Origin of the sequence: Thaumasiovibrio subtropicus, assembly GCF_019703835.1 — a bacterium.
GTDB classification, from domain to species: domain Bacteria; phylum Pseudomonadota; class Gammaproteobacteria; order Enterobacterales; family Vibrionaceae; genus Thaumasiovibrio; species Thaumasiovibrio subtropicus.
This window is the reverse complement of the sequence record NZ_AP023055.1, coordinates 1841999-1867320: the sequence shown is the minus strand read 5'-3', so window position 1 is coordinate 1867320 and position 25322 is coordinate 1841999. Positions and strand designations below refer to the sequence as shown.

The following is a 25322-nucleotide window of genomic DNA, read 5'->3' as shown; positions in this document are numbered from 1 at the left end:
ACTTAATGTCTGAGGGTATTTTCACTCAACCGTAGGATCATTCAACTGATCAGTGGCTTAACTGATTGGTGTTAGCCATGAAGGCGGTTTTTGTTTGATGGGATGAATTAGGTGTGATCCACGACCACCTTGCCAGTCGCTTTGCGGCTGGCGAGACGGGCATGGGCTTTGCCAACTTCGTCTAAGTGATAGTGTGTGTCATCGAGAATCGGTCTTAAGTGCCCTTGCTCTGCAATGTCCGTCAACGTAGATAATATGTCGTGATGGGCTTGGCGGCCATGATTGTGAATCATCGGAATAAGCATAAAGACAACATGCAGAGAAAGTCCTTTGAAGTGAGCTAACGAAAGATCTAGGTCGACCATTGCAACTGTTGAGGCGACTTGACCGTTCAATGCTGCTGCTTCAAAGGAGTTCGCCATGTTGGCGCCACCCACCGAATCAAAAACGACATCGAAGCCCGCACCTTGAGTATGTTTAGAGACGTATTCTTCGACGCTTTCATTATGATAATTAATGCCTGAAGCCCCCAAGGATTCCACGAGATGAAGATGGGCGTCATTGCTGGCAGTGGCGGAGGCGATCGCACCAAAGTGTTTCGCAAGCTGTAACGCGACATGGCCAACACCACCAGCGCCACCGTGAACTAGTACGGTTTGACCAGCTTTAACACCAGCCCGAGTTAAACCTTCGTATGCCGTAATCCCAACAAGCGGCAACGCAGCGGCTTCACGCATGGTGAGGTTTTTCGGTTTACGTGCGATTAAGCGAGCATCTGCGAGCATATATTCTGCTAGTGAGCCTTGAAGTTCACCGAGACCACCTGCACAACCATACACTTCATCACCCACCTGAAAATGCGTGACACCCTCACCGATTTCGGTGATCGTGCCAGCAAAGTCCATGCCGAGCACGGCAGGTAAATCCGGAGAAAGAGGGAGCGCTTTACCCATTTCGCGAATCATTGTGTCGACGGTGTTAACACTGCTAGCTGCCACTTTCACTACGACATGACCCGCTTTGACCGCTGGTGCTGGAATGTCTGCGGCTTCAAAGCGCTCTGGGCCACCAAATTCTCGGATGATCATTGCTTTCATTGTACTTGCCTCTTAAGTCAGTAAGGGGAGACGCTGTCTTTCTTGAATGTGGTGACATTGTATTTTTAAAGTTCAGCAATGATAATTGCCAAATATAGATAATCACTTTATAGATTTGGTTGATAATTGGAGGCGATTAACGGTATGAATATTGAACACTTGAGGTTGTTCGTACGCGTTGCGGTAACCCACAACATCAGTCAAGCGGGGGGAGAGATCGGGCTTTCCCCTGCGGTTGCAAGTGCGCATATTAATAAGTTAGAAGACGGGTTAGGGGTAAGGTTAGTCCATCGCACTACGCGAAAAGTCGCGTTGACGGAAGAGGGACAGGCATTTTTACCCCATGCGCAAGAGGTTCTGGCAAGCATTGAAGCTGCAAGGGCTTCCGTGGGAGCGGGCAGTGCGCTGCCGAGTGGTACACTGCGCATAACTGCACCTGCTTCTTTTGGTCAAATGCACATGTTGCCCGCGTTAACGTCGTTTTTAGCGATGTATCCTGACTTGAGCGTCGACTTTCGGTTTTCAGATACGATCGTGGATATGGTCGAAGGCGGTTTTGATATCGCCATTCGTGTTGCCGAGCTGAAAGACTCGACACTTATCGCCCGAAAGTTGGCGACGGACAGGCGCATCGTCTGTGCGTCTCCTGATTATCTAAAGAAGCACGGTGTTCCTAACGTGCCCGGTGACCTTTATCACCATCAATGTGTGAATTTGGTGGGTTTAGAGACTTGGTATTTTGAACAGGACGGGCGCGTGACAAGTGTAAAAACAGGTGGCGTTTTTCGGACAGATAGTGGCGAAGCGATGCGTAATGCAACGGTCGATGGGCTGGGGCTTTCAATTAACTCGATCTGGAGTGTGTATCAACAGATCGAGAAGGGGGAGTTGGTGCAAGTACTTGATGATTACCCGTTAAAGTCTGACTCGGCGATTTGGGCGGTGTATCCTAGTTCGCGACTTTTGGCACCGAAAGTGAGAGCGTTTATCGACTTTTATACAGCGCGCTTTGCTTCTCCGCCTTATTGGGAAACGCCCCACCCGTAAAGAGGAAAGGTGAGGCAATGTAGGTTTACAGGGCTGAGAGCCATTGCTCCGTTTTTGCCAGTAGCTGAGTTTGTGCTGCACTATCATACGCTTGAGCATGGGCACGTGCTTCGTTCATTTCGGAGTAATAACGGCCGGTGATATCTGCGGTATTTTTTCCTGTCGCAAGCTGGAGTTGTGCCAATGCACCGATTTCAGGACTGCGTGATGATCCGCCATATGTCTCTTTGACAATGTTTGTGTTGAGGTAAGATCCAGGGTCTAAGGCATTGATGTTAACCTGCTCGTCCTCGAGTTGCTTAGAGAGCGCAAAACTAAACATGATGACAGCAAGCTTGCTATGCGCATAGGCAGGAAAGCCGCCCTGCAGCATCAGGTTGTCGAAGTCGAGTGGCGCTTGTGCCGCGGAGGCGACATTCACAATGCGGCCATGAGCCCGCTTTATCGCCGGTAGCAGCGCAAGTGTTAACATGGCGATAGCGAGATAATTGACTTGAAAAATCATTTCATAACCGTGAATGCTTTTATTTGTCGTCAGCTGACTTTGCTCGTCTCCTGGCCCTAAACCTGCATTGTTGATTAACACATCGACACGGGAATAGTCGTTCTGCACGGCGGTGGCGAGCTGCTTCACTTGATTGAGGTCCGCAAAGTCGGCTTGATAACCTATGATGTGCTCATTACCTGTTGTTGCTTTGATCTCTTGGATTGCCGCATCAATTTTGGCGGGGTTTCTGCCATGTAGGAGCACGGTCGCACCGAGTTCAGCGAGTTTGGTCGCAGTGATGCGGCCAATACCATCTGTCGCGCCCGTAATCAAAACCGTTTTGCCTGTCATATCGCTAGGCTCGAAAGATTGAGTTTGAATCGATGACATATTTGTGTGCTCCGTTGTGATGGACTCAGTGATATTGGCATTCTGCGGCGCTAGAGGATAACCGCGCTATCAACCAAGATAGTGCGTTCAGGTTATCACTGCAGATTTGATTTGATAATGGGTGTATTTGGCTAATCACTTTTTACATTTTGTTGATAATGATGAATAAGAAATGGATGAGGGAGGCACTAGAGGTCTCTAAAAAGGCTTTGCCCAAGTGCCGTCCCAACCCACCTGTAGGGTGCGTTTTGGTTAAGGAAGGATATGTCATTGCAAGCGGTTATACGCAAGCCATTGGTGGTCATCATGCTGAAGTAGAAGCGATTAACAACGCAAAGAATACTTCAATGGTAGGTGTAACAGCGTATGTGACGTTAGAGCCATGTGCCTTCGTTGGTCGTACCCCTGCTTGTGCCAATACTCTCGTTGATGTGGGTATACGTCATGTTGTGGTTGCGATGTTAGATCCAGACCCTAGAAATAATGGTAAAGGCATAGCGATCCTCGAGGCTGCTGGCGTTACCGTGGATATGGGTGTGTATGAAAAAGAAGTGGCAGCGTTTTTGTCGCCTTATTTAGGCCAAAGCTGATAGGCATCGAGAATGATAAAAAAAGCGCTTGTCATGGTGTTGGCTTACCGCAATCTTAGTGGGATGACGACGACGATTTCCCATGTGTGAGAGAGTGTGTGACGGGCTGTTCTGCTTGTTTTTATCGCTAGCCTTGAAGTAAAGGAGGAATTACCGGTGACGAGAAGCAAACTTAAAAGTGTGGCATGGGTACTCAGACGTGACGGTAAAGTGCTTTGCGTGAAGTCGAAAAACAAAGATAAGTTTTTTGTTCCAGGCGGCAAATTTGAGTTGGGGGAATCCGCAAAGCAGGCACTATGCCGAGAAATAGCGGAAGAGCTCTCGGTGACGCTCAAAGAAGAGACGATGCGACACGTGACTACGATCCATGATATTGCTTATGGGTTACCCAATACGGATGTCGAGATGGCATGTTACAGTGCCGATTATGTCGGCGAGATTGTGCCTAATGCTGAGATCGAGACTGTTGCATGGGTTGATCTTGAGACTCTCCACTGTTGTGCGCCAGCGGCTCAACAGCTCGTGACCTTTATCCTCTCGCGCTAGCCTTCCCTTCCTCTATTGCTGTCATTGTTGACGTTGGCAGCAAATCCCTTTCTGTTTCAGATACCTTGTTGGGAAATTTGTTTCTATTCCTTTTAGTGCATGGTTTTTGTCTTGAAATTTGTTTTGTGAATTATTTTATCCGAGCTGTCTCGCAAACTGACGCATATGAACTAGATTTGTAAGAGCAGGTTAGTCGTCGCTTGGAGGTAGTTCTTGTCGGCAAAAGACAACGAGTTAGTTGAATTTATTAATGATGAGCCGACAGCAGACTTAGTAGAAGAGGCTAAGCGCTGGGTAGTGCTTATCGTTGATGACGATGAAGATGTTCATGCGTCAACAAAGTACGGACTCAAAGACGCTAAAATCCAAGGCATGGGGATTGAGTTTATTGACGCTTACTCCGCGAGTGAAGCGATCCCCTTGATTAAGGCGCACAAGCCCGCCGTCATGTTACTAGACGTTGTCATGGAAAGTGAAATTGCCGGCTTGGAGTTGGTCTCGGTAATCCGTGATGATATCTGCGACCATAATGTACAAATCATTTTGCGTACTGGCCAGCCAGGATATGCGCCCGAACTTGATACAATCGAAAAGTATCAAATCAACGATTACAAAACCAAAACAGAGCTCACTCGCGAGAAGCTTTACACGACCATCGCCTCTTCCATTCGTGCGTATCAACACATCTCTCGACTCAATCGCCAACAACTGCGGCTAAGCCAAATCCTTGAGCTGTCTAACTTGTTAATACATATTGATGATGTGCAGCAGTTCCCCATGAACTTGTTGTCGCAACTGGCCAATATGTTTGAGGTAGAAGATAACGGCTTTATTTACTATTGGGGCGTCGAAAGCGGCGATGATCCGACGTTTGTGTATGGGAGTGGCCGATATGCTGACGAGGCGAATATCACGCCTTATCGCTTGCAAGTTGAAACGCTTTTCCATGAACAGCAATCGGTGACTGATAATCAGTTTTTAATGTTGCTTGTCGAGCCTGAGCCGTTACATCGTTATGTGGTGGGGGTTGAAGTCGAGAACGCCTGCGACTTGATTGGTCACGATATGTTAGCGATGTTAACCCGCAACATCATGCTGTGTGCGAAAAACACCAACTCGGTATCACGGTTACGCTACGTTGCGTTCGTTGACCGTTTGACCAAACTCCCGAATCGCAATGCGTTACTGCGTTATTTGGAAGATCAGCGTTATTTTAATACCCAAAGCATGGCGCTTAGCTTGATTGATATCGATGACTTTTCTTTAGTCGTTGATACCTTTGGTTATGATTATGGCGATGAAGTATTGCGACAAGCGATGCAGCGTTTAAAAAAAGAGCTGCCCCCTAATGGTTACATAGCAAGAATTGGTGCCGATGTTTTTGCGCTTGTTTACCCCATCGGGAACTTGGTTGTTGAGGCACTAATGGAACGCTTCAACGCGCCATTTATGATTGATAGCCATATTCATCGCTTAACGGTGAGCGCAGGTACCGCAGGATGGGGCAGTGATCAAACCGGCCAAACGTTGTTGAACGAAGCTTATATTGCGCTCAAGCGGGCGAAGCGTAGTGGTAACAACTGCCACGTGTTGTTTGAGAACGCCATTCTGGCGGAAATGCACTCGCACTCAATGATGCTCAAGGCAATGAAGCAGGGCTTGGTGCAATCACAGTTCTCTTTGCATTTTCAACCACAGGTCAGTTTGACCTCGGAAAAAGTTTTTGGTGTCGAGGCCCTGTTGCGATGGACTGATCATCACGGTGCTATCATTCCACCTGCACAATTTATTCCTATTGCCGAACAGTCGGGTTTCATTGTCGAGCTAGGGCGTTGGGTGCTAAAAGAGGCTCAGTTGGCCAGTCAAATCCTGCTAGACGCAGGGTATGACATCAAGGTGGCCGTGAACATTTCTGCGGTTCAATTCCAGCAAGCTGACTTTATTGACACTTTACAAGAGACGTTACTGAGTGCGCCTTCGAAAGCGACGGAGTTTGAGTTGGAAATTACCGAATCGGTAGGGATGCTCAATATCCAAGATACGCACCATAAGCTGCAAAAGCTGTCTGAGCAGGGATTTACGATTGCCATCGATGATTTTGGTACCGGGTTCTCTTCTCTCTCTTATCTTGATGGCTTGCGTGCGGACACGCTCAAAATAGATCGTTCGTTTATCAATAAGCTGACCGACTCCAATGATGGTCAGCGTATTGCTGAAATGATCATTGCGCTAGGTCAACAGCTTCATATGACTGTGCTGGCAGAAGGTGTTGAAACGGTTTCTCAACTCGCGCGCTTAAAGCTGTTGGGCTGCGGGCAAGCGCAAGGCTACTTCTTTGCCAAGCCGATGCCGATGGAGGCGTTGCTTAGTTGGCTCGAAAAACGCGATGTGGGGAGGGATAACGAATGAGGACATCGCGATTATTCGCGCTGCTGTTGTTGAGTCTAGGGATGTTGAGTGGTTGTTTCTCTTCGCCTCACTACAAGTTGGGTTTCATTGCGTGTCTGTCAGGGAGTTCGGTCGAACTGAGCGAAGCCACACGCAATGGTGCTATTATCGCAGTTGAAGACGCTAACCAAGCCTATGATGGCAAGGCAAGTTTTGAGCTGGTGATTCGTAACTGTCCGCCAGATGTCGAAGGTGCAGATCGTGTTTTCGCCGAGATGACAAGCCTAGGGATTAAGTGGGTGATTGGTCCTATGTTAAGTAGCCAAGTCAAAGACTGGAAAGCGAGTGCTGACCAATACGGTCTTACCTTGATTAGTCCGACGGCGACCTCAACGATTTTCACTGGGATTGATGATAATTTCTGGCGTACTACTGCAGATAATAAGGCGTACGCCCGCGCTGTGGTTAACTACTTACTACAAGATGAGGCATTGAAAACCGTGGTGGTCTTCTATACGACAGCGAATGCTGCCTATGGTCAAGACTGGACGAGTGTGTTTGAAGAAGAGTTGAAAGGGACGGGAGTCTCGCTGGTGCAAGGGCCATTTAGCGAAAGTGATACCGAACACTATCGCGCGTTTTTTCATGAAGTGACCGAAGGCCTCAGCGCTGGGGCATTTGTCGTTGTTGCGGAATCGGTGCAAACGGCTAAGTTCGCACAATTAGTGTATGAGAATTTTCCATCAGCGATGCTTGTGGGGACGGATGCTTCTGCGACAACGGCACTCCTTGAGCTTGGTGGGCTCGCCATTGAAGGCATGATTCATCCTCAGCCCTATAACTTCCAGAGTGAACACCCTTCCTACCAAGACTTCGCTAAGCGCTACACTGCGCGCTTTGAATGGCAGGTCGATTTCCCTTCTTTATCGGCCTATGAGGCAACCCGCTTCGTCACAGACAGTTTAGCGGAGTTTGAGACGATCACCTTGCCGCGCAGGGTTGACGGATTGCAAGGCGAGATGGAAGTGGATGACTTCGGCGATGTCAAACGGGCGATTGTGTTAACCGTGATTGAGAAAGGTGAGTTCAAACCCTTAATGCTGTCACCTTAGGAGATGTTGTGAAAGTTACCATTAAGCGATTACTGGTATTGAGCTTCATCGGACTAGTGACCGTTGTTTTTTTACTTGTCGCGCTAGTGCTGATCAGTCAGCGTTTACCCGTTCGCATAAAAGAAGCTAAAGCAGATGCGACGTATCAAGCCAGTACAGTGGCCAGTTTATTAGGCGCGATGCTGGATACGGCTGAGCAATCGGTGATCAGTGTTGCGGGGATCAGTGCCATGGGTGACACAGCATTACGTGATCGCCTTTTGCAAGAAGCCTTGACGCATAATCCCACTTTATCCCGTCTTTATCTCATTGATAGCAGTAGAAAAATTTACGCTATTTATGATCATAGTGCGCTTCAAGATAGCCAGTTACTGGGTTTTGACATGTCGAGTAACAAGCTCGTTAAGCAGGTATTTGATGACGAGCAGACACTATGGAGTGATAACTTTTTCTCACCATTCAATGGCAGCTCAACGGTCGCACTCGGTGTTAAAGCTGATTACGGGGTGTTGATTGCAGAGATGCGTTTCGACCAATTACAGGGGATGGCGAATGAATGGATTAACCATATCAATACGCCAGTACTAGTGATTGATGCGATTGGTGACTGGGTCTCTGATAACGTTCAGCATACGAGTCAATTTCATAACTGGTCACAAAGTGCCATCGGGCAAGGCTTAGAATCAGATGATACGGCAGTGTATGACCTACTTGGCCAGCAGGTTTATGCAGCAACTGCAGACGTGCCTTACTTAGGGTGGCGAGTGATCGTCGGAGTGCCCGCAAAAATGGAAAACCCCGCGATTCGTGAACTTGTGATTGGCATTGTGTTTAGCTTGTTGCTTGCGATGGTGATGGCTATTTTACTGGCGCCGTGGTGTGCGATGCTGATTCAACGGCCAGTACTCGCCTTAGTAGAGCAGGCTAAGCGGATTGCTGCTGGTGGTTCTCCAGTCGCATTAGAAGGGGTCATCAAAGAGTTCAATACACTGGGTGAAGATATCTGCGCGATGGCACAGCGCATCATAGAAAAAGAGCAGCAGGCATTAGAGAGTGAGCAACATGTCAAAGCGTTGCTGGATAACTCGCCAATGGTGGCCATTTTGCAACTGTCCAAAGCGGGCAAAATTCAAGACTGCAATCCCGTCGCGAGCGAAACCTTAAACATTTCTGCTGAATCTATTAAGGAGAGCTACTTATCTGATCTACTGGTGGTAGACAGTGAGCGTATCGATTTTAACCTGTTGTTTGAACAAGTTTTGAGCCAAGGTCAGGCAGTTAACGACATATCGATCGATTCGCGAGAAGGGCCTCCGAAGCATTTCTTAGGGTCGCTGTTTGCTATTCGAGGCGAGAAAGAGCAGTTAGTGTGTATGCTTGTTGATGTGACTCGTCAGGTGAGTATGGCTGAGGCCTTGGTCAAAGCGCAACGGCGATCCAATGAGATCTTGGAGATCGCGCCAGCGGCCATGATGGTCGCGACTTACGCTGGAGAGCTTGGCTTTCTCATTATCGATGCCAATCAGATGTTGTGTGAGCAGTTTGGCATTGAACGTGATGATTTCGTCGGCAGTGTCGATCGCGGTGGTGATCGATGGTTGTCGCAAGATGATCGCTCTCGCATGGTTACGCAGTTTATAGAAGATAAAGCGGTTTCTCAGTTCTTTGTCTGGATGCGTGATAAGGCGCGGAACCCTTTTTTGTGCGAGATTTCAGCAACGATGATGGAGGTAGACAACGAAGCCTTCAGTATCTTTGTCTACCGCAATGTCACGACTGAATATGAAATGCGCTATCAACTCGCGATGCTTAACGATGAGCTAGAGATGACAGTACAGTTGCGGACTGAAGCGCTGCAAGATGCCAATGCAGAGTTAAGCACGACGTTAAACGAACTGAAATCGACACAGAATGAGTTGATACAGTCAGAGAAGCTGTCGGCACTTGGCGGCATGGTGGCGGGGATCTCTCATGAGCTGAATACACCATTGGGTAATGGTTTAATGGCCGCGTCAACCTTGCAAAACATGCAGGAAGAGTTCCAAACAGCGCTGAAAGAAGGCTTGCGAAAATCGGTATTAGACCGATTTTTGGTGGATTTAGAGACAAGTTCAGAGATCATTCTGCGCAACTTAGAGCGAGCGTCTTATCTCGTTGCTAGCTTTAAGCAAGTCGCCGTCGACCGCACCAGTAGTCAGCGTCGCTACTTCTCGTTGTTGGATGTAGTTGAAGAAGTGTTAGTTACTCTAAAGCCGAGTTACAAATATCGCCCCATTACGTTTAAAGTAGAAATCGCTGATGATGTTTTTTTAGACAGCTATCCTGGCGAGTTTGGACAAGTGCTCACAAATTTGGTGCAAAATGCGTTGGTGCATGCCTTTGAGGAAGAGCAAGAAGGTGTCATCACGGTGCATGCCGACATCATTGACCGCTTCCATGTCCAACTTCTGGTTAGCGACAATGGTTTGGGCATGTCAGAAGAAATCCAAGCAAAAATCTTTGATCCTTTCTTCACCACCAAAATGGGGAGTGGTGGGTCAGGGTTGGGTATGCACATTATTCATAACTTAGTGACGGGCGTGATTGGCGGGTCAATCGAAGTCACTAGTGAGTCAGGTCAAGGCACCACTTTTGCCTTAATGTTGCCGACAAATGCGCCGTGATGTTCAATTATTGCGCGCTTGAGCGCGGATTGATGAAATTTACTTTACAGCACTCGGCATCCCCGATATCATGCGCCCCACTTACGGAGAGATGGCTGAGTGGTTGAAAGCACCGGTCTTGAAAACCGGCATACGTTAATAGCGTATCTAGGGTTCAAATCCCTATCTCTCCGCCACATATAGAAAACGCCCGCTGAGAAATCAGTGGGCGTTTTTGCTTTATGCGTTTGCTGCCCGGGATGTCAAATCCCCCAATGCCGAGTCTGGCTCCACCACATTTAAAAAGCGCGCTGAGAAATCAGTGGCATTTTTGCTTTATACGTTTGCTGTCCGGGATGTCAAATCCCTCTATGCCTAGTCTGGCTCCATTATATCCACAAAAATAAAGTTGTTGACGTGACGACGCGGTATGTCAACATCCCCCTCGTCGATGATTGCCAAGTCTATGATTCAACAGTAAGAGTAGAACAAGGCAGTGAAAATCAGGGGTAAGGATTGTCGTCTATGGCCAAGGTACTAAAGCGAAGTCAACGGCGTTTGCTGTCAGCGTTCAGGGAGCTACTGACGCAGAAAGAGTATTATGAAATCACGGTTGCTGAAATTATTAGTCTGGCTGATGTTGGAAAAACAACGTTCTATCGTCATTACGAACGTAAGCTCGATTTGTTTATCGAAATGCACCGCGGTGTTTTTGACACTATGCTACAAGATTTGCAGTGCCGCGAAGACTGGCTGAGCGAAGCACCGCGTCCCATGCTGGTGGCGTTGGCAATGAAAGCGGTAGGAAATACAGCGGGACGCCTCTCTATTGCTTACAAGCTTGGCAGTGATTGGCCGCATGCAGAACGCCGAATGGGGGAGAGCTTAACGGCCACAATTAATGCGCGTTTGTGTATGGCCTTTACGGATGCTAAATGGGCAATAAGTGTGGCGGAGGTATCAAGTGCGCTTGCAGCGCTCTATATGGATTTCTTGATCCAACTTAATAGTGCTCCCAATCAGAAAGTGGCTGAACGTCGGGCTCGTAACCTACAGTGTTTCTCAAGAGCGTTGGTGTTAGCAGCATTGGAAGACACGCCAAATGAGGTTGTGTAGCGCTTTGTATCTTACGATGCCATCGCGTTAAGAGTGAAAAGACGCATTTTGACGAATGGTACTATTTGACATGAAAGTGCCATTTGGAACGCCAAGGTGACTTTGTTCCTGTTGAGAGGAAATACGACAGATTACACTCTGGCCATCTTACGATAGAAGCCGGAGTTACTATGAATATTGCTCAGCAGTATTGCCAGAAAAAGAAGCAGTCAAAATGTGTAGTGGGTGCCGCTGATGCGGCGGATTCTCGTATTAATCGCACTGATCAACGTAAGTTAAATATTGGCATTTTCCTTTATCCAAATATGACGATGTTGGACGCGTATGGGCCGCTGCAGGTCCTCGCGGTAAGTGATCAGTTTAATGTTTTTACTTTTGCTAAGCAGGTGAAACCACTGCGATCAGATGCAAACGTCGATTTGTTGCCTAATTACGGTTTTGAAGATTGTCCTAGTATCGATGTCCTGATCGTCCCCGGTGGGGCTAACCCCATCACACAGGTTGAAGATATTGAAGTGATCTCCCGATTACGCGATATCGGAGAAAAAGCCAAGTATGTGACATCGGTATGCACTGGCGCGTTGATATTGGCTGAGGCAGGGCTTCTCGATGGCTATCAAACCGCCATTCACTGGGCTTATGCTGATGCATTGAAACGCTATCCTAACGTTACCCATGTCAATCAACGCATTGTTAAAGATCGCAATCGTATCAGTGGTGGTGGAATTACCTCGGGGCTGGATTTTGCGTTTACTTTGATCGCGGAGTTTGCAGGCGAAGCACAAGCTCAGGCGATGGAGCTATTGTTAGAGTATGATCCGCAGCCGCCATTTAATTGTGGGGATCACAACACCGCGCCTCAAGCGCTAAAGTCAGCGATACAGTCAAAAGTGTACACAATCGGTGAAGGATTGTTTTAGCGAGATAAAGTCCCGTCAGTAAGCGCTTACCGTTTCTTGATTTAGCCCACTAGACCTTCAAAACAGTGCCTTGTTGACGAGCCTAGAAATTCTCGCTGAACAAGTATCTTGAGGTGGTTTGATGATAGAAGAGCCTGCGCGAGTGACGCGGGCTCTAGGCTAAATTAAAATCGGTGTGCAGGTTGCTGAGTGAATAGCGATGCCGATTTTCGGCATCAGCGTCTTAGGTAAAGGCTAAAATCGATAGTTCATGCCGACGGTGACGAGCCACTCTTCCGAGTCGTAAAAGTCGATGTTTGAGCGTGTCTCATCCCAGCCAGCTCTGGCAACAAAAGCGCTACTTTGCCAGTTAAAGGGTGCCGCATAGATATAGGTGGCGGAGAGGCCAATATGGGTGTCTTTGCGTGTCTGATTAAATAGTGGATTAATACCATCATAGTCTTGGCGCGCGGCACTTACACCAAACTTGGTTATCTGCCGTCCAAATTGCGCTGTCATTTCTATTTCACCACCAATGCGGTCGTTCGCCATGGCGTCGCTCTTCATATCGGCGGTTAAATAGTGGACTTCCCACTCTAAGCCATAGATCTCTGATAGAGCGTGCTCACGACTGACAGCGGCGTAGAGGAGATCCCCTTCTCGGCTGAGTGCATCGGTGTTGAATCCCGCTTGTTGCCCTGACTGCTCATCATCGATTTCTCGTTGGCCTAAAGCAATTTCTAAATTGTAGGGCGTGCCAAACGCGCCGTGATAGTTGAAGACCCAGCCATTGACACTTAAGTCTGTTTCTTGTCTCTCGACACCAACTGCATAAGGGTCAGCCCATGCCTCCTTGGTCAGAAGCCCTGGTACGTAACCGACAGCAAGGTAAGAGGATTCAGTCAGGTAATAGCGATACCCTAACTGGGTATAAAAGTCGCTTGCCATGCCGACGATATCGGTTTTGTAGTAGACCTCATGTTGTGTCCAACGGTAGTTGAGGTCCCACATTGGGATAAACACAGCCTCGCTGTCACTGTCTGGGGTGATGCCTAAACTGGGTAGCAGACTATTACTTTCTGTACTCAGGGCGTTGCGCTCGCCGCTCATGCCTACGTAAAGACCAATGTTGCCATAGAACTGACCGTCATCGGTGTTGGTGGCTTGGGCATAACTAGGTTGAGCGAATAGGGCGATAGCCGTTGCAACGGGAACAGATAGCATAAGGGTTTGGCGCAATGGGCGAAAAGTCATGTTGGACTCCTTGTCTTTGAAAGTGGAGTCATCTTATCGACCTGAATGTCACAACCGAGTCACAGTCTGTTGTAGAGCAACGCTTGGCCAGTTAAGCGAGTCTGCCTCTGCATTTTGGCCAAGTCAGAGGGTGGGTTAGAAATAGACCAAGCTATAAAAAGTTTGTTTTCGAATACGGGTATGGCACTGCCAGTTGGCGCTTTGGCAAATACTGTCAATGATGGTGAGGCCATGCCCGAAGCCACTATTTTGTTGTGGGTGGATATCGTTCACGATGAATAAGCGATTGCCTGATAGCTGGATTTCCACTCTGCTCAAGGCATAACTGAGTGCATTGCGAAGAAGATTGTGGAGTAATACTTGGGTGAAGTGTTCGGGGAGTTGAATATTGCTCCTAAGCTCAGCGGTTACCGTTATGGAACGCTGAGTGAGCAGGTGATGGAGATCGTCGAGTTGCTGCTCAATCGCGCGCTTCAAAAAAAGGTTGTTTTGCGGTTGTTGCTCGCGACCGAGTAGCAAAAAGGTCGTGATTAGCTGTGTCATGTCGGTGTGTGCGCGTTCAAAACGCGCTACCAGTTTTTGGCTTTTTGGATCGGTATGTTGAATCTTAAGTAGATCGGTTGCGCCGCGTATGACATTGACGGGGGTACGTAGTTCGTGGCTTGCATAGCGAGTAAATTGTTTCTCGCGTTCAATGAATTGGGCTAAGCGTTGAAAATTGTCGATATAAGTACGGTTTAAGTCACCGAGCTCGTCTTGGCGTTGGAGATCTTGTGGCGGTGTATCGATACTGGCATTGGCGATCATCGCTTGCAGCGCCAATACTGGCCGAGTGATGTGACGTGAAAGAACATAGGCGGTGATAAGACCCAGTACACCGACTAGCAGAGCCATGCTGAGGACGGGGATCCGGACGCTTTCACCATAGGGGACAATCGCGGGGTCTCGATCTGGCTGATAGACCCAATATTGTTGAGGGTAACTTGCGTTGCTCTCGGTGATGAATACATGGCGATCGAGCGTTTCAAGTTCGGTCAGGCCAACATGCAATCCGCGCAGATACTCGGGCACTTGGGTGTCGGAGAGGTCATAGCGCTGAAGATGAGAGGGTAAGTCTGGCCAGGCTTCGTTGATGAGCGCCTGCTTTGTGAGCTGCTCTACCTGAGTCATAAAGCGTTGGTTGATGAAGGCATCGGCGGCGAGTTCCGTGGCGGCCCAAGCAATGGTGATAATGGCAATACTGGTGGCAGTTGTTAGGCAGGCAATCACGGTAAATACCTGATGACGAATGCTAGTTCGGTACCAATTGCGCAGGTGTTTTCTAATCATTGGTGTTGCTCACTTAATCGATATCCTTTTCCCCTGACAGTAACCAACATGCCATCGGGTAGCGATTTTCGTAGCCGATAGATTTGGGTGCGTAATGCACTGCTATCAATGTCTTCCTCTTGCCAGATGGCGTAAGCCATATCTCGGCTATTGACGATGGCAGGCGCATGGTTAAGGAGGAGCTTGAGGAGCTGTTTTTGGGTTGGGTCCAGTGCGATAGGTGCATTGTGATGGCGGACTTCATCCTTACTCAGGTCATAGGCCAATGCGCCAAAGCTGAGCATTTGTTTGTGTTGACCGGATGCTCTTGCATGAATGACTTCGACGCGGGCGAGCATTTCAGGCAGAGCAAATGGCTTTACTAAATAGTCATCGGCACCGACACGAAAGCCTTCTAACTTATCTTCCAAAGTATCTCTGGCAGTCACAAAAATGATGGGCGTTTCCGTAAGCTGTCGGATCTGCTGGCAGGCAGTCAACCCATCCATTACGGGCATCATGATGTCTAATACAATCACATCGAAACTGAAGCTTTTAATGCACTGCAGAGCGGCCTCACCATGGTAAGCAATATCGACCTGGTGATCGTGCAGTTCTAAGAAATCGCTCATATTGGCGATAGCATCATGGTTATCGTCAACCAATAAAATTCGCATTTGATCGTCCTAAGGTCTTATTCGTGACCTACTTGCGACATTCGACTTGCTACTTTGCCTGACATCAAACAAAGGAGGAAGTTATGAAGTTTAAGAAATTGTTCGTCTCTGGGTTAAGTATTGCTCTCGCTACTCACGCCGCGTTGGCGTCTGAACTTGCCCCACTTGATAAGGCGGTAACCTTGGCTCAAATTCTCAACCAGCAAGGCCAAAAAGAGACGCTGTTGGTGCTGGGCGATACGGGTCATCAAATCGAAGCGATCAACTTAAGCCAAATGTTGAATGTATTTCCGGAAGACCCGTTGGCGATTGTTGAAAAAATTGGTTACGAACGTATTGCTTTGAAGTCATCAGTGGCAGAAACACAAGCCTATCAATATCAAACTCTGTTACCAGCTGGAGGGGGTGCGAGGGAGCAAGTCGCCGCTGGGACAAATTATGAAGAACATGGGGAAGAAGCCTCGATTGATGAGGTCTTTCTGTTTCCAAAGTATGCCCAAGCGACGCCTGCAATCACGACCTTGAGTTACAACGGAGAACAGTTGCTGGATTATGAGGTGGAGCTTTGCTTACGTTGGTCTCAAGACATTGCGTCGGTAGCGGAAGCGAAAGCGGCGGTGGCGGGGGTGTTTGTGTGTGGTGATATGACAGACCGCGCCGCCTTGCTGCGAAACCTGAATCTGGATGATATTGCGTCGGGACATGGATTTTCAGATGCCAAAAGTGGCGATGACCGTTTCCCTACTGGCCCCTATATTGTGGTGCCTCGTGACTGGGAAAGCTTCGTTAATGAAATCACCTTGTCAACATGGGTGAATGGAGAGCTAAGACAAAATGCACAAGCCAGTGAGATGATCATGCCACCTACAGCGCTCATTGAGTGGATTTTGAAAGATGGCACTAATCCTTTGTGGCGTTATGAAGGGCAGCCAGTTCCTTTGCTTGAACACACTTACATCCAAGCTGGGCAAAGTGTCATTACCGGCACGCCGGAAGGCGTGGTCTTCAATGCGCCTGGTATGGGTTATCAAGTGCGTAAAGGGCTGAAGTGGTTATTTACGTTTTCATTCTTAGACTCTGGGCCTTTGAATTATGTGATTGAAGAGTACATTGAAGAGAATGTCGGTGGTGACCGCTATCTTAAGCCCGGAGACAAGGTGCAGTTGGCCGCGACGTATCTAGGGAAAATCAACATTGATGTGATTAAGAAGTAGAAGAGGATAAAAAAAGAGCCAGCGTTCGCTGGCTCGAAACGGAGTAGAACAAGAAATCGTTAATTAGAAGCGGGCATTGATGATCGGGAAGACTGGCAGATCTTCGCTCACAAATGTGCCTGACTTGTCATAGTTGATGAAGCCGATTTGGATGCCCTGTTCAATGCGATCTGTCGCGTTAAACAAGCCAAGCTGAAGTCCATTGAGCCGACCCGCGTAGTTCACTGCACCCCATTGCAAACCGGTAAACTCGCCTCCTGTGTAGTTGGCAAAGCCTAATTCGACACCTTTTGCAGTACCGTCATTCCAGTTTGCTAGTCCAACCTTCAAACCTAGAGAAGATTCTGTGGTTCGGTTAGCACCAAAAAAGTCGAGGCTTAGACCCGTAAAGTGCTGAGACTCCGCGAGACCAAATAGCGCCAAGTTTAAACCAGTCACATTGGTTGTTTGACCATAAAGCACAGTGGCACGGAAACCTTTTACATCACCTTCTGGAAGGTTATGGCCTGGTACTGATAATTGAAATGGTTGAGTCGCATCAGCGGCCATTGCTGGAGTGGAGAATGCGGCAGCGAGTAAAAGAGAGACAACTGTCCTTTTCATGTTTAACCTGTTGAATATGTCGTGGTTATCTTAGATGACCGATGGTACGCGGTTTTTAATCGGAAATGACAAGATTGTGTCAAATTGCTGTATCGAGGTTGAGAAATGCGGACGAGGTGTTGTGAAATTAGCCTGCGTTGTGACCTAGCGCGCTATTGCGAAAGGAAACTAAGTGTAAAACAGTATGAAATGGCCGCATGACGTCATTGAGGTCAATGGTATTTGGGTCATATCTGTCTCTATTTGCTGAGTGCCTGTCAGCCTTGGCGTGGCAAACCTCTCAACTTTTGTGGGATTATCTGCTGTACGTTGCTGCGCCGCTGCACCGTAGTGAGAGTGGTGTAAACTTGCACATATTGATGCTTTTTTGTACTAACAAATTAGACAATTAAGACAGAGTTATTTTGCATTCAATTGCACATTCGTGCACAATGTTGCGCGGAATGGTAGCGGCTAGGCATTAATGCGTATATTCAGCGAATGGTGTTAGGAGAATCTTCTTTTCACTGTGAATATATTCGCAGAACAAGGATCGAAAGTATCTGTTTTGCTACCTTCTGGCGAGTCTCAAAGTGCTTTTTCGAAAAATGCAGTGCTGGTCGTTGTGTTAATCGAAAATTATACGTTAGACTGGCCTATCATTAATTAGAGCTATCCCTTCATGGGGTGCCGAACCAACTCAGTTTGGAGATACAGTTTGATCAATGTATTCCTCGTAGATGATCACGAACTGGTTCGCACAGGGATTCGACGTCTTTTAGAAGATGTCCGTGGTATCAAAGTGGTAGGGGAAGCCGACAGTGGTGAAGAAGCCGTAAAATGGTGCCGTAGTCAACATGCGGATATCATTCTTATGGACATGAACATGCCCGGTATTGGTGGTTTAGAAGCAACAAGAAAAATTCTGCGTTTTAATCCAGACGTAAAAATTATCGTCTTGACGATTCATACCGAGAACCCGTTTCCAACTAAGGTGATGCAGGCTGGCGCGTCTGGTTATTTGACCAAAGGTGCAGGCCCTGATGAGATGGTGAACGCCATCCGCGCCGTTCATTCAGGACAGCGTTACATATCGCCGGAAATTGCCCAACAAATGGCACTGAGCCAATTTGCAACTGATGCTGAAAATCCGTTTAAAGACCTTTCAGAGCGCGAACTGCAAATTATGATGATGATTACTAAAGGTCAAAAGGTAACGGATATTTCGGAGCAATTAAGTTTGAGTCCGAAAACGGTTAACAGTTACCGCTACCGTCTGTTTAGTAAACTAGATATCAGTGGTGATGTTGAGTTAACACACCTAGCTATTCGTTACGGTATGTTGGATACTGAAGCTCTGTAGTCCTAGACACGAGATGTATCCCAGGTGTCGACAGCATTTGATGCAAAAAGCTTCTTAAAAACCGTTACTCACCAACCTGGTGTGTACAGAATGTACGATCAGGATGGTGAGGTTATTTATGTGGGCAAAGCGAAAGATCTCAAAAAGCGCTTGTCCAGTTACTTTCGTGCGAAAGTTGATAGTCAGAAAACCCGCGCACTTGTCAGTAATATCTGTCGTATCGAAGTGGTGGTTACCCACACCGAGACAGAAGCACTGATCCTCGAACATAACCTCATTAAACAGTACCTTCCTCGTTACAACGTGTTGTTGCGGGATGATAAATCTTACCCCTATGTTTTTCTCAGCGCGCATCGGCACCCAAGGTTGTCCATGCACCGTGGAGCAAAGAAGCGCAAAGGTGAGTATTTTGGCCCTTACCCAGACGCTGGCGCAGTGCGTGAAAGCTTGCATCTTATCCAGAAGATTTTCCCTATCCGCCAATGTGAAGACTCGGTTTATGCTAATCGCAGTCGGCCTTGTTTGATGTATCAAATTGGGCGTTGTAATGGCCCCTGTGTTGAAGGGTTGATTTCCGAATCAGGCTACGAAGAACAAGTTAATTTCGTGCGTATGTTCCTGAATGGTAAAGATCGACAAGTGATCGCCACTATGGTGGAGAAGATGGAACAGGCGAGCCGCGATTTGGCGTTTGAAGACGCGGCGCGTTATCGCGATCAAATTCAAGCGTTGCGGCGTGTCCAAGAGCAGCAGTTTGTGTCGAGCAGCACGGAAGATGATATCGATGTGATTGGTGTTGCCCACGAGCACGGGGTCGCTTGTATTCATGTGTTGCTGGTGCGCCAAGGTAAAGTGCTGGGTAGTCGAAGTCATTTTCCCAAGATCCCTGCGGATACGGACATCGCGGAAGTGCAGCACAGCTTCGTCAGTCAGTATTATCTCAGCCAAGCAGAAGGCCGTACGATTCCGAGCATTATTTTAATGGATGGCTTGGAAGCAACAGAAGTGAGTGAGTTTAACGCGTTGCTCTCTGAAGTGGCGGGCCGACAAGTGAAGATCCAGACACGACCGCGAGCTGATAGAGCACGTTTTCTTAAGCTCGCGAAGACGAATGCGCTGACTGCCCTGACCAGTAAAATCAACCATAAGATGACGATTCAGCAACGTGTCGGTGAACTCGAGACGGTGCTGGGTGTAGAGAATATCCAGCGCATGGAGTGCTTTGATATCTCTCATACCATGGGCGAGAAAACCGTCGCATCTTGCGTGGTATTCAATCGTGAAGGGCCTGCAAAAGCAGAGTATCGCCGATTTAACATCACGGGTATTACCGGGGGAGATGATTATGCGGCCATGGGACAAGCCCTTGAACGCCGTTATGGAAAGCAGCTTGAGATTGAGAAAATCCCCGATGTGATTGTGATTGATGGCGGCAAAGGGCAGCTCAATCGGGCCAATGAGGTGATTTCACCGTGGATGAAAGTGTGGCCAAAGCGCCCTGTTTTATTAGGTGTTGCGAAAGGCACGACCCGTAAGCCTGGGCTGGAAACATTGATTTTGACGTCGGGAGAAGAGTTCACCCTCCAAGATGATGCCCCCGCTCTTCACCTTATCCAACATATTCGAGATGAAAGCCATAACCACGCGATTGCGGGGCACCGTGCGCAGCGTGGAAAAGCGCGTCGTCGCAGTGTACTCGAAGATATTGAAGGTGTAGGACCTAAACGACGGCAGGCTGTCCTTAAACATTTGGGTGGTTTGCAAGAGCTTAAGCGCGCCAGTGTCGATGAAATCTCAAAAGTACCCGGGATTAGCCGTTTAATGGCGGAGAAAATCTTTCATGCGTTGCAACAACATTGAGATTGCGGCAAGATACCAACTCATACCAAAAAGAACTAAAACCTCATGCGTTTAACTATTCCTAATATCTTGAGCTTCATTCGTTTACTGCTGATCCCAGTATTCGTTGTGGTGTTCTATCTTCCTGTCTCTTGGTCTGCGTTTGGCTCAGCTCTCATTTTTGTTATTGCTGCCTTAACCGACTGGTTGGATGGATTTTTAGCAAGAAAGCTTAACCAAACCACACGTTTTGGTGCATTTATTGACCCCGTAGCAGATAAAGTCATGGTTGCGACCGCATTGGTTTTAGTCGTCGAGAGTTACCAAACGATTTGGGTGACTATCCCGGCCATTACCATGATAGGTAGAGAGATTATTATTTCTGCCCTGCGAGAATGGATGGCAGAAATCGGTAAACGCAACAGCGTTGCCGTTTCTTGGGTTGGTAAAGTCAAGACCACTGCGCAAATGGCAGCGTTAGTGCTGTTAATCTGGAGTCCTGCACCAGCGATGGGCTGGGAGGGGATGTCATTGATTGTCACGCTCGGATTTGTTGCTTTGTATATTGCCACGGCACTTACTTATTATTCTATGTATCAGTACATTCATGCTGCTCGGCATGACCTGCTAGATGCGGAGAATCACTAGCTAAAATAGTAGACATCGAAAAAAGACGAAAAGCCAGTTGATTAGACAACTGGCTTTTTTTGTCTCTGCCCTAAATGAAGTGTTTCTCATTGGCTATGATTAATTTGGGAAGGGAAGAGGTTAGGCATGTCTGCACCTAAATTTGCAATCATCGATGATGACATCAAACGCGCTTCAGACTTGATGGAAAACTTGCAGTTGGAGATGGCAACTTTCAGTGCCGTCGAGGCGAGTATTCAGCAGTTTAACCCAACTGATACGTTTTACTTTGATGATGTGTGTCGTTGCGAAAGTGCGTGTTTTATTGCAATGCGCGTGGGTGGAACCGACGCGATGGCGATTATGCGTAAGTTGGGCGAGCGTGGCTATTTAGGTGCCGTTATCTTGCTGTCAGAGTTTGATATTCGTGTCACCGAACTGGCCAGCGATCTGGCTCGCTCTTACAACGTTCATCATCTTGGCACCCTAAGTGATTGCGCTGACAGACAAGAGATTCACCATCTACTCGAAGAGTTAAAAAAGTACCATACACACCTGCATATTACCGACTCACAAGTGTCTGAACAGGCATTACTCGATGCCATCAGCTTTCATCAAATTGAGCCGTATTATCAGCCTAAGTTAAATGCTCAAACACACCGTGTGACCAGTATTGAAGTACTTGCCCGTATCGTTACTCCTGATAGTAAATTCCCGATCATGCCCGGTCAGTTCATTATGGCTGCGGAGCAGCACGGTTTGATCAACTTGGTGACATTTCAGTTGGTTGAAAAAGCGGTGAAGGCTTTCCCGCAAATTTTGAGGGAGTTTGGTGAGCAGTGCCAATTGGCGATTAACATTAGCCCGATTCAACTTGAAGATCTCAACTTTCCCAATCAGCTCTTAGCCATCTTGGAGATAAATCACCTCAAGCCGCAGCAATTTATACTCGAGATCACCGAAGAGTATCAAATTCGCACTTCTAATCAGTTAGAAACGCTTAATCGTCTTCGCATGTTACAGTTTGGCACCTCGTTGGATGACTTTGGGGCTGGGTACACGAATATTCGCCAACTACGACGTTTACCTTTTACGGAAGTAAAGATAGATCGCAGTTTAATTAGCTATATCGACAATGATCGCTTTTCACAGTTGATCGTTTCTACATTGAATGATCTTGCGAAAGAGTTAAACATGGGATTAGTCGCCGAAGGGATAGAGCGGCCACAAGAATTCCAGTATTTGCGACAAACGCATCCGGAAATTGCCTTGCAAGGCTTTCTCATTTGTAAACCACAGACGATTGAAGGAGTGATTGCGTGGTATCAGCACTGGGCGTTCAATCATAAACGGATACAACTGTATAACGAGTAAGCGAAATGAGGTTGGAAAGGGTTCGGGTATACTGTTTTCGGCCTACATTGCTCGAAAAACCTGCAAACAAACACGTTGATTGAATTTTATTGTTGACTCACTTTCATGATTCCGTAAAATGCCACCCCGTAGCCAAGAGGATTACCTCTTAGTTAACGGCGCGTTGGCAGAGTGGCTATGCAGCGGATTGCAAATCCGTGGACCTCGGTTCGACTCCGGGACGCGCCTCCATTTGCGACACTAGCTCAGCTGGTAGAGCGCAACCTTGCCAAGGTTGAGGTCACGAGTTCGAACCTCGTGTGTCGCTCCAAATTTTAGTTACTTGACGCTTTTCGAGTAACAGATACCATTTTTTGGTATCCATGGATGGTGTGTTTCCCATCGCAAAGTATTTTGCGTGCCCTGGTGGTGGAATTGGTAGACACAAGGGATTTAAAATCCCTCGGCGTTCGCGCTGTGCCGGTTCAAGTCCGGCCCGGGGCACCATTCACAATTAAATGCGACACTAGCTCAGCTGGTAGAGCGCAACCTTGCCAAGGTTGAGGTCACGAGTTCGAACCTCGTGTGTCGCTCCAAATTGTAAAACCCCGATCAGAAATGGTCAGGGTTTTTTTATACCTCATGCATTCTCTCTTCCATTTTCAAGCACTGCGAGATTGCCTATTAGCAGAGCGGAAACCTTGCCAAGGTTGAGGTCACGCCTAAGCCTTTAATTGGGAACCTCGTGTGTCGCTCCAAATTGTAAACCCCGATCAGAAATGGTCGGGGTTTTTTTATGCCTAATGCTTTCCTTATTCCTTTTGCAAGCACTGCGAGTTTACCCATTAGCAGAGCGCAATCTTGCCAAGGTTGAGGTCACGCCTAAGCCTTGAATTGGGAACCTCGTGTGTCGCTCCAAATTGTAAAACCCCGATCAGAAATGGTCGGGTTTTTTTATACCTCATGCATTCTCTCTTCCATTTTCAAGCACTGCGAGTTTACCCATTAGCAGAGCGCAATCTTGCCAAGGTTGAGGTCACGCCTGAGCCTTGAATTGGGAACCTCGTGTGTCGCTCCAAATTGTAAAACCCTGATCAGAAATGGTCGGGGTTTTTTTATGCCTAGTGCTTTCCTTATTCCTTTTGCAAGCACTGCGAGATTACCCATTAGCAGAGCGCAATCTTGCCAAGGTTGAGGTCACGCCTAAGCCTTGAATTGGGAACCGCGTGTGTCGCTCCAAATTGTAAAACCCCGATCAGAAATGGTCAGGGTTTTTTTATGCCTAGTGTTTTGTCATTGGTTGGCGACCTTGGCAATAGACTCTCTTATCGCAGCCTCGGCATCAGTTCCGTTAACGTTTGGTTGTTAGAAAGGTTATACATATCCATTAAAGCCTCCATTTCTGTTTGTGTCAGATCTCGGTATTGAATGGCTGCGGTAATTTCATAGCCAGTTACCTTTTGAGTACTTGGGATAGCTCCTAGGTTATAGGCTGTATCCAAGTAAGTGATCGGGTCGACTTTTTTACCCATTAAGTCGTCCTCTAGAATCACGGGCGTGATTCCCGCGTTGCGGAGCTTGATCACTGCATTCAATAGTTCAGGTTGGCTAACGACGCCTGAAATAACGGCTTGGCTTTTTCCACGCGTTATCATGCTTAGTATGGCGTTATCTATGTAGTTGACAGTCTGGAGTTGCTCCGCCGCCTTTAGGTGGGGCGCAAAGCGCTTGTGTTGCGCATTGATGTGGATGGCAGGGACATCACTTGCTGGGGTGAGTGCATAACTAACAAAGTTGGTCCATTGGCGAGTACGATATTGAACCGCATCACGATTATCGTGTTCAGCAAATTGAATGCTCTCAGCGTCCTGATTAAAAAAGAGTGCTGCCATTTCACGTCGATCACCTTGATAAAGATTGTAGCGAGGTTTTATCGCATAACGTGGGCTCAGTACTACTTTACTTTCGCCGTCTAGCGCAGCGAGCAGCTGCGTAGTCTCGGCGAGTTTAACTTGTGCTTGTTGTAAACGCTTAAAGGTGGGTTTCGCATAGACTTCCGTCGAGAATACGGCGTCGCTTGCGACATACACGTCAAACCCCATGGCTTTTAGGCCCAGCACAGTTTGAAGGACGCATACGTCGGTCTCAGCACCAGCAACGATGATTTGATAGATCCCTTGATGCTGCAGTGATCGAAGGTGGGCGTAAATATCCGCTTCACTTGTCGCGTTGAAATAGCTTTTGAAAAAGTGCTCAGTCTCGGCTGGGAGTGCGTTTGCAACGCTATCGATAAATGGCGAGTGATTGTCAATATCACCTTCAAGCGTGATGAGGGTTGGAAAGTGTCGCTCATTGGCTTTGTTGGCAATCTGAGCGATGCGAGCAATTTTGCCTCCGAGATCGTAATCCGTATTTTGTGGTGGGATGGGGTATTCGGGGTAATAGATCGAAGGCCAAAAATCAGGGGTGCCAGGCACGTACGCTTTTTGTGCATCGATGAGCATCACGGCAGTGTTATGTGGGCGAAAGTCTGTATAGGCTTCGACATTAACGTAATGGTGGTATGCGGGGACAAACTCACCATTGTCTGCGTGTGTGTTCATTGTGGTAAACGCTAACCAAGTTGCCGTTAACGCGATACAGAGGCGCTTCGTTGTGGGGTTGGACTGTTTCATCTTATCTCCTGAAAAGGTGTAGTTGCATAGAGTCTTGTAGAACAGGTGCGTGGTTGTTCAGGGAAATAATTTGAAATTTCATGGTGTTAGTCGTACGAACTTATAAGTCCGTACTG

The 25322-nt window shown here is 47.7% G+C and carries 20 protein-coding genes and 5 tRNA genes; 18 read left to right on the top strand and 7 right to left on the bottom strand.

The genetic code is table 11. The features are described 5' to 3' along the window. Positions 1-107: 107 nt before the first annotated feature. Positions 108-1097, bottom strand: coding sequence for a zinc-dependent alcohol dehydrogenase family protein (locus TSUB_RS24670; protein ID WP_087020213.1), 990 nt, complete (start codon positions 1095-1097; stop codon positions 108-110). Positions 1098-1241: 144 nt separating this feature from the next. Here TSUB_RS24670 and TSUB_RS24665 point away from each other — a divergent pair, with 144 nt between their 5' ends. Next, positions 1242-2144: a LysR family transcriptional regulator gene (locus TSUB_RS24665; RefSeq protein WP_087020210.1), complete on the top strand. Its 903-nt coding sequence runs from the start codon at positions 1242-1244 to the stop codon at positions 2142-2144. Positions 2145-2169: 25 nt separating this feature from the next. On the opposite strand, the gene TSUB_RS24660 is transcribed toward TSUB_RS24665, so the two are convergent. Further along, on the bottom strand, positions 2170-3021 hold the full coding sequence (locus tag TSUB_RS24660) for an SDR family NAD(P)-dependent oxidoreductase (RefSeq protein WP_087020207.1): 852 nt from the start codon (positions 3019-3021) through the stop codon (positions 2170-2172). 161 nt (positions 3022-3182) lie between these two features. On the opposite strand from TSUB_RS24660, the gene TSUB_RS24655 reads away from it, so the two are divergent. The 8 genes from TSUB_RS24655 (at position 3183) to TSUB_RS24620 (ending at position 12335) form a co-directional block, all read left to right on the top strand. Then, the gene (locus TSUB_RS24655) at positions 3183-3611 is read left to right on the top strand and encodes a bifunctional diaminohydroxyphosphoribosylaminopyrimidine deaminase/5-amino-6-(5-phosphoribosylamino)uracil reductase RibD (protein WP_087020271.1); all 429 of its coding nucleotides are present in this window, start codon (positions 3183-3185) and stop codon (positions 3609-3611) included. A 156-nt stretch (positions 3612-3767) separates the two neighbouring features. After that, positions 3768-4157 (top strand): NUDIX hydrolase, encoded by a 390-nt coding sequence (locus tag TSUB_RS24650; protein WP_087020204.1) that lies wholly within the window; start codon positions 3768-3770, stop codon positions 4155-4157. 213 nt (positions 4158-4370) lie between these two features. After that, positions 4371-6566 carry a two-component system response regulator gene (locus TSUB_RS24645; RefSeq protein WP_087020201.1) on the top strand — a complete coding sequence of 732 codons (2196 nt, stop codon included), beginning with the start codon at positions 4371-4373 and terminating at the stop codon, positions 6564-6566. Beyond that, a complete protein-coding gene (locus tag TSUB_RS24640) occupies positions 6563-7657 on the top strand; it encodes an ABC transporter substrate-binding protein (RefSeq protein ID WP_087020198.1) in 1095 nt (364 codons plus the stop codon). Before TSUB_RS24645 ends, TSUB_RS24640 begins: the two co-directional genes overlap by 4 nt. 8 nt (positions 7658-7665) lie before the next feature. Next, positions 7666-10320, top strand: a complete 2655-nt coding sequence (locus tag TSUB_RS24635; protein WP_087020195.1) for an ATP-binding protein — start codon at positions 7666-7668, stop codon at positions 10318-10320. Between the two features lie 85 nt (positions 10321-10405). Further along, positions 10406-10496: transfer RNA gene (locus TSUB_RS24630), tRNA-Ser, on the top strand. A gap of 328 nt (positions 10497-10824) precedes the next feature. Next, the gene (locus TSUB_RS24625; RefSeq protein ID WP_087020192.1) at positions 10825-11415 is read left to right on the top strand and encodes a TetR/AcrR family transcriptional regulator; all 591 of its coding nucleotides are present in this window, start codon (positions 10825-10827) and stop codon (positions 11413-11415) included. Between the two features lie 170 nt (positions 11416-11585). Beyond that, positions 11586-12335: a DJ-1/PfpI family protein gene (locus TSUB_RS24620; protein ID WP_087020189.1), complete on the top strand. Its 750-nt coding sequence runs from the start codon at positions 11586-11588 to the stop codon at positions 12333-12335. 234 nt (positions 12336-12569) lie between these two features. On the opposite strand, the gene TSUB_RS24615 is transcribed toward TSUB_RS24620, so the two are convergent. From TSUB_RS24615 to TSUB_RS24605, 3 genes are all read right to left on the bottom strand, one after another. After that, a complete protein-coding gene (locus TSUB_RS24615; RefSeq protein WP_087020186.1) occupies positions 12570-13568 on the bottom strand; it encodes a DUF2860 family protein in 999 nt (332 codons plus the stop codon). A gap of 135 nt (positions 13569-13703) precedes the next feature. After that, positions 13704-14897, bottom strand: a complete 1194-nt coding sequence (locus TSUB_RS24610) for a sensor histidine kinase (RefSeq protein ID WP_087020183.1) — start codon at positions 14895-14897, stop codon at positions 13704-13706. Next, on the bottom strand, positions 14894-15553 hold the full coding sequence (locus tag TSUB_RS24605) for a response regulator transcription factor (RefSeq protein ID WP_087020180.1): 660 nt from the start codon (positions 15551-15553) through the stop codon (positions 14894-14896). The genes TSUB_RS24610 and TSUB_RS24605 overlap by 4 nt, the downstream gene beginning before the upstream one ends. 83 nt (positions 15554-15636) lie before the next feature. Between TSUB_RS24605 and TSUB_RS24600 the strand changes: the two genes are divergently transcribed. After that, entirely contained in the window at positions 15637-16767 is a 1131-nt protein-coding gene (locus TSUB_RS24600; RefSeq protein ID WP_087020177.1) for a fumarylacetoacetate hydrolase family protein, read from the top strand. Between the two features lie 63 nt (positions 16768-16830). Here the strand turns inward: TSUB_RS24600 and TSUB_RS24595 are convergent, their stop codons facing one another. After that, complete coding sequence (locus TSUB_RS24595; RefSeq protein WP_087020174.1) at positions 16831-17370, bottom strand: LA_2272 family surface repeat-containing protein; 540 nt, start codon at positions 17368-17370, stop codon at positions 16831-16833. A 697-nt stretch (positions 17371-18067) separates the two neighbouring features. On the opposite strand from TSUB_RS24595, the gene uvrY reads away from it, so the two are divergent. The 8 genes from uvrY to TSUB_RS24555 all read left to right on the top strand — a co-directional run bounded on the left by uvrY (position 18068) and on the right by TSUB_RS24555 (position 23127). Continuing rightward, positions 18068-18712 carry a UvrY/SirA/GacA family response regulator transcription factor gene (gene uvrY / locus TSUB_RS24590; RefSeq protein ID WP_087020171.1) on the top strand — a complete coding sequence of 215 codons (645 nt, stop codon included), beginning with the start codon at positions 18068-18070 and terminating at the stop codon, positions 18710-18712. Between the two features lie 24 nt (positions 18713-18736). Further along, positions 18737-20572 carry an excinuclease ABC subunit UvrC gene (uvrC, locus tag TSUB_RS24585; protein WP_087020168.1) on the top strand — a complete coding sequence of 612 codons (1836 nt, stop codon included), beginning with the start codon at positions 18737-18739 and terminating at the stop codon, positions 20570-20572. 45 nt (positions 20573-20617) lie between these two features. Then, positions 20618-21199, top strand: a complete 582-nt coding sequence (gene pgsA / locus TSUB_RS24580) for a CDP-diacylglycerol--glycerol-3-phosphate 3-phosphatidyltransferase (RefSeq protein ID WP_087020165.1) — start codon at positions 20618-20620, stop codon at positions 21197-21199. A 126-nt stretch (positions 21200-21325) separates the two neighbouring features. Next, the gene (locus TSUB_RS24575; RefSeq protein WP_087020162.1) at positions 21326-22552 is read left to right on the top strand and encodes an EAL domain-containing response regulator; all 1227 of its coding nucleotides are present in this window, start codon (positions 21326-21328) and stop codon (positions 22550-22552) included. 157 nt (positions 22553-22709) lie between these two features. Further along, positions 22710-22783, top strand: a tRNA-Cys gene (locus TSUB_RS24570). 3 nt (positions 22784-22786) lie between these two features. Further along, positions 22787-22862: transfer RNA gene (locus TSUB_RS24565), tRNA-Gly, on the top strand. An 89-nt stretch (positions 22863-22951) separates the two neighbouring features. Continuing rightward, positions 22952-23038, top strand: a tRNA-Leu gene (locus tag TSUB_RS24560). A gap of 13 nt (positions 23039-23051) precedes the next feature. Further along, a tRNA-Gly gene (locus tag TSUB_RS24555) sits at positions 23052-23127 on the top strand. Between the two features lie 729 nt (positions 23128-23856). On the opposite strand, the gene TSUB_RS24550 is transcribed toward TSUB_RS24555, so the two are convergent. Then, positions 23857-25206: a cysteine hydrolase family protein gene (locus tag TSUB_RS24550; protein WP_202819747.1), complete on the bottom strand. Its 1350-nt coding sequence runs from the start codon at positions 25204-25206 to the stop codon at positions 23857-23859. Between the last annotated feature and the right edge of the window lie 116 nt (positions 25207-25322).

Excerpts from the sequence above, each read along its gene's own strand:
- TSUB_RS24615 (WP_087020186.1), bottom strand. The coding sequence starts at position 13,568 with ATGACTTTTCGCCCATTGCGCCAAACCCTTATGCTATCTGTTCCCGTT.
- TSUB_RS24605 (WP_087020180.1), bottom strand. The coding sequence starts at position 15,553 with ATGCGAATTTTATTGGTTGACGATAACCATGATGCTATCGCCAATATG.
- TSUB_RS24670 (WP_087020213.1), bottom strand. The coding sequence starts at position 1,097 with ATGAAAGCAATGATCATCCGAGAATTTGGTGGCCCAGAGCGCTTTGAA.
- TSUB_RS24665 (WP_087020210.1), top strand. The coding sequence starts at position 1,242 with ATGAATATTGAACACTTGAGGTTGTTCGTACGCGTTGCGGTAACCCAC.
- TSUB_RS24660 (WP_087020207.1), bottom strand. The coding sequence starts at position 3,021 with ATGTCATCGATTCAAACTCAATCTTTCGAGCCTAGCGATATGACAGGC.
- TSUB_RS24625 (WP_087020192.1), top strand. The coding sequence starts at position 10,825 with ATGGCCAAGGTACTAAAGCGAAGTCAACGGCGTTTGCTGTCAGCGTTC.
- TSUB_RS24610 (WP_087020183.1), bottom strand. The coding sequence starts at position 14,897 with ATGATTAGAAAACACCTGCGCAATTGGTACCGAACTAGCATTCGTCAT.
- TSUB_RS24620 (WP_087020189.1), top strand. The coding sequence starts at position 11,586 with ATGAATATTGCTCAGCAGTATTGCCAGAAAAAGAAGCAGTCAAAATGT.
- TSUB_RS24600 (WP_087020177.1), top strand. The coding sequence starts at position 15,637 with ATGAAGTTTAAGAAATTGTTCGTCTCTGGGTTAAGTATTGCTCTCGCT.
- TSUB_RS24575 (WP_087020162.1), top strand. The coding sequence starts at position 21,326 with ATGTCTGCACCTAAATTTGCAATCATCGATGATGACATCAAACGCGCT.
- TSUB_RS24550 (WP_202819747.1), bottom strand. The coding sequence starts at position 25,206 with ATGAAACAGTCCAACCCCACAACGAAGCGCCTCTGTATCGCGTTAACG.
- TSUB_RS24655 (WP_087020271.1), top strand. The coding sequence starts at position 3,183 with ATGAATAAGAAATGGATGAGGGAGGCACTAGAGGTCTCTAAAAAGGCT.
- TSUB_RS24595 (WP_087020174.1), bottom strand. The coding sequence starts at position 17,370 with ATGAAAAGGACAGTTGTCTCTCTTTTACTCGCTGCCGCATTCTCCACT.
- pgsA (WP_087020165.1), top strand. The coding sequence starts at position 20,618 with ATGCGTTTAACTATTCCTAATATCTTGAGCTTCATTCGTTTACTGCTG.
- TSUB_RS24640 (WP_087020198.1), top strand. The coding sequence starts at position 6,563 with ATGAGGACATCGCGATTATTCGCGCTGCTGTTGTTGAGTCTAGGGATG.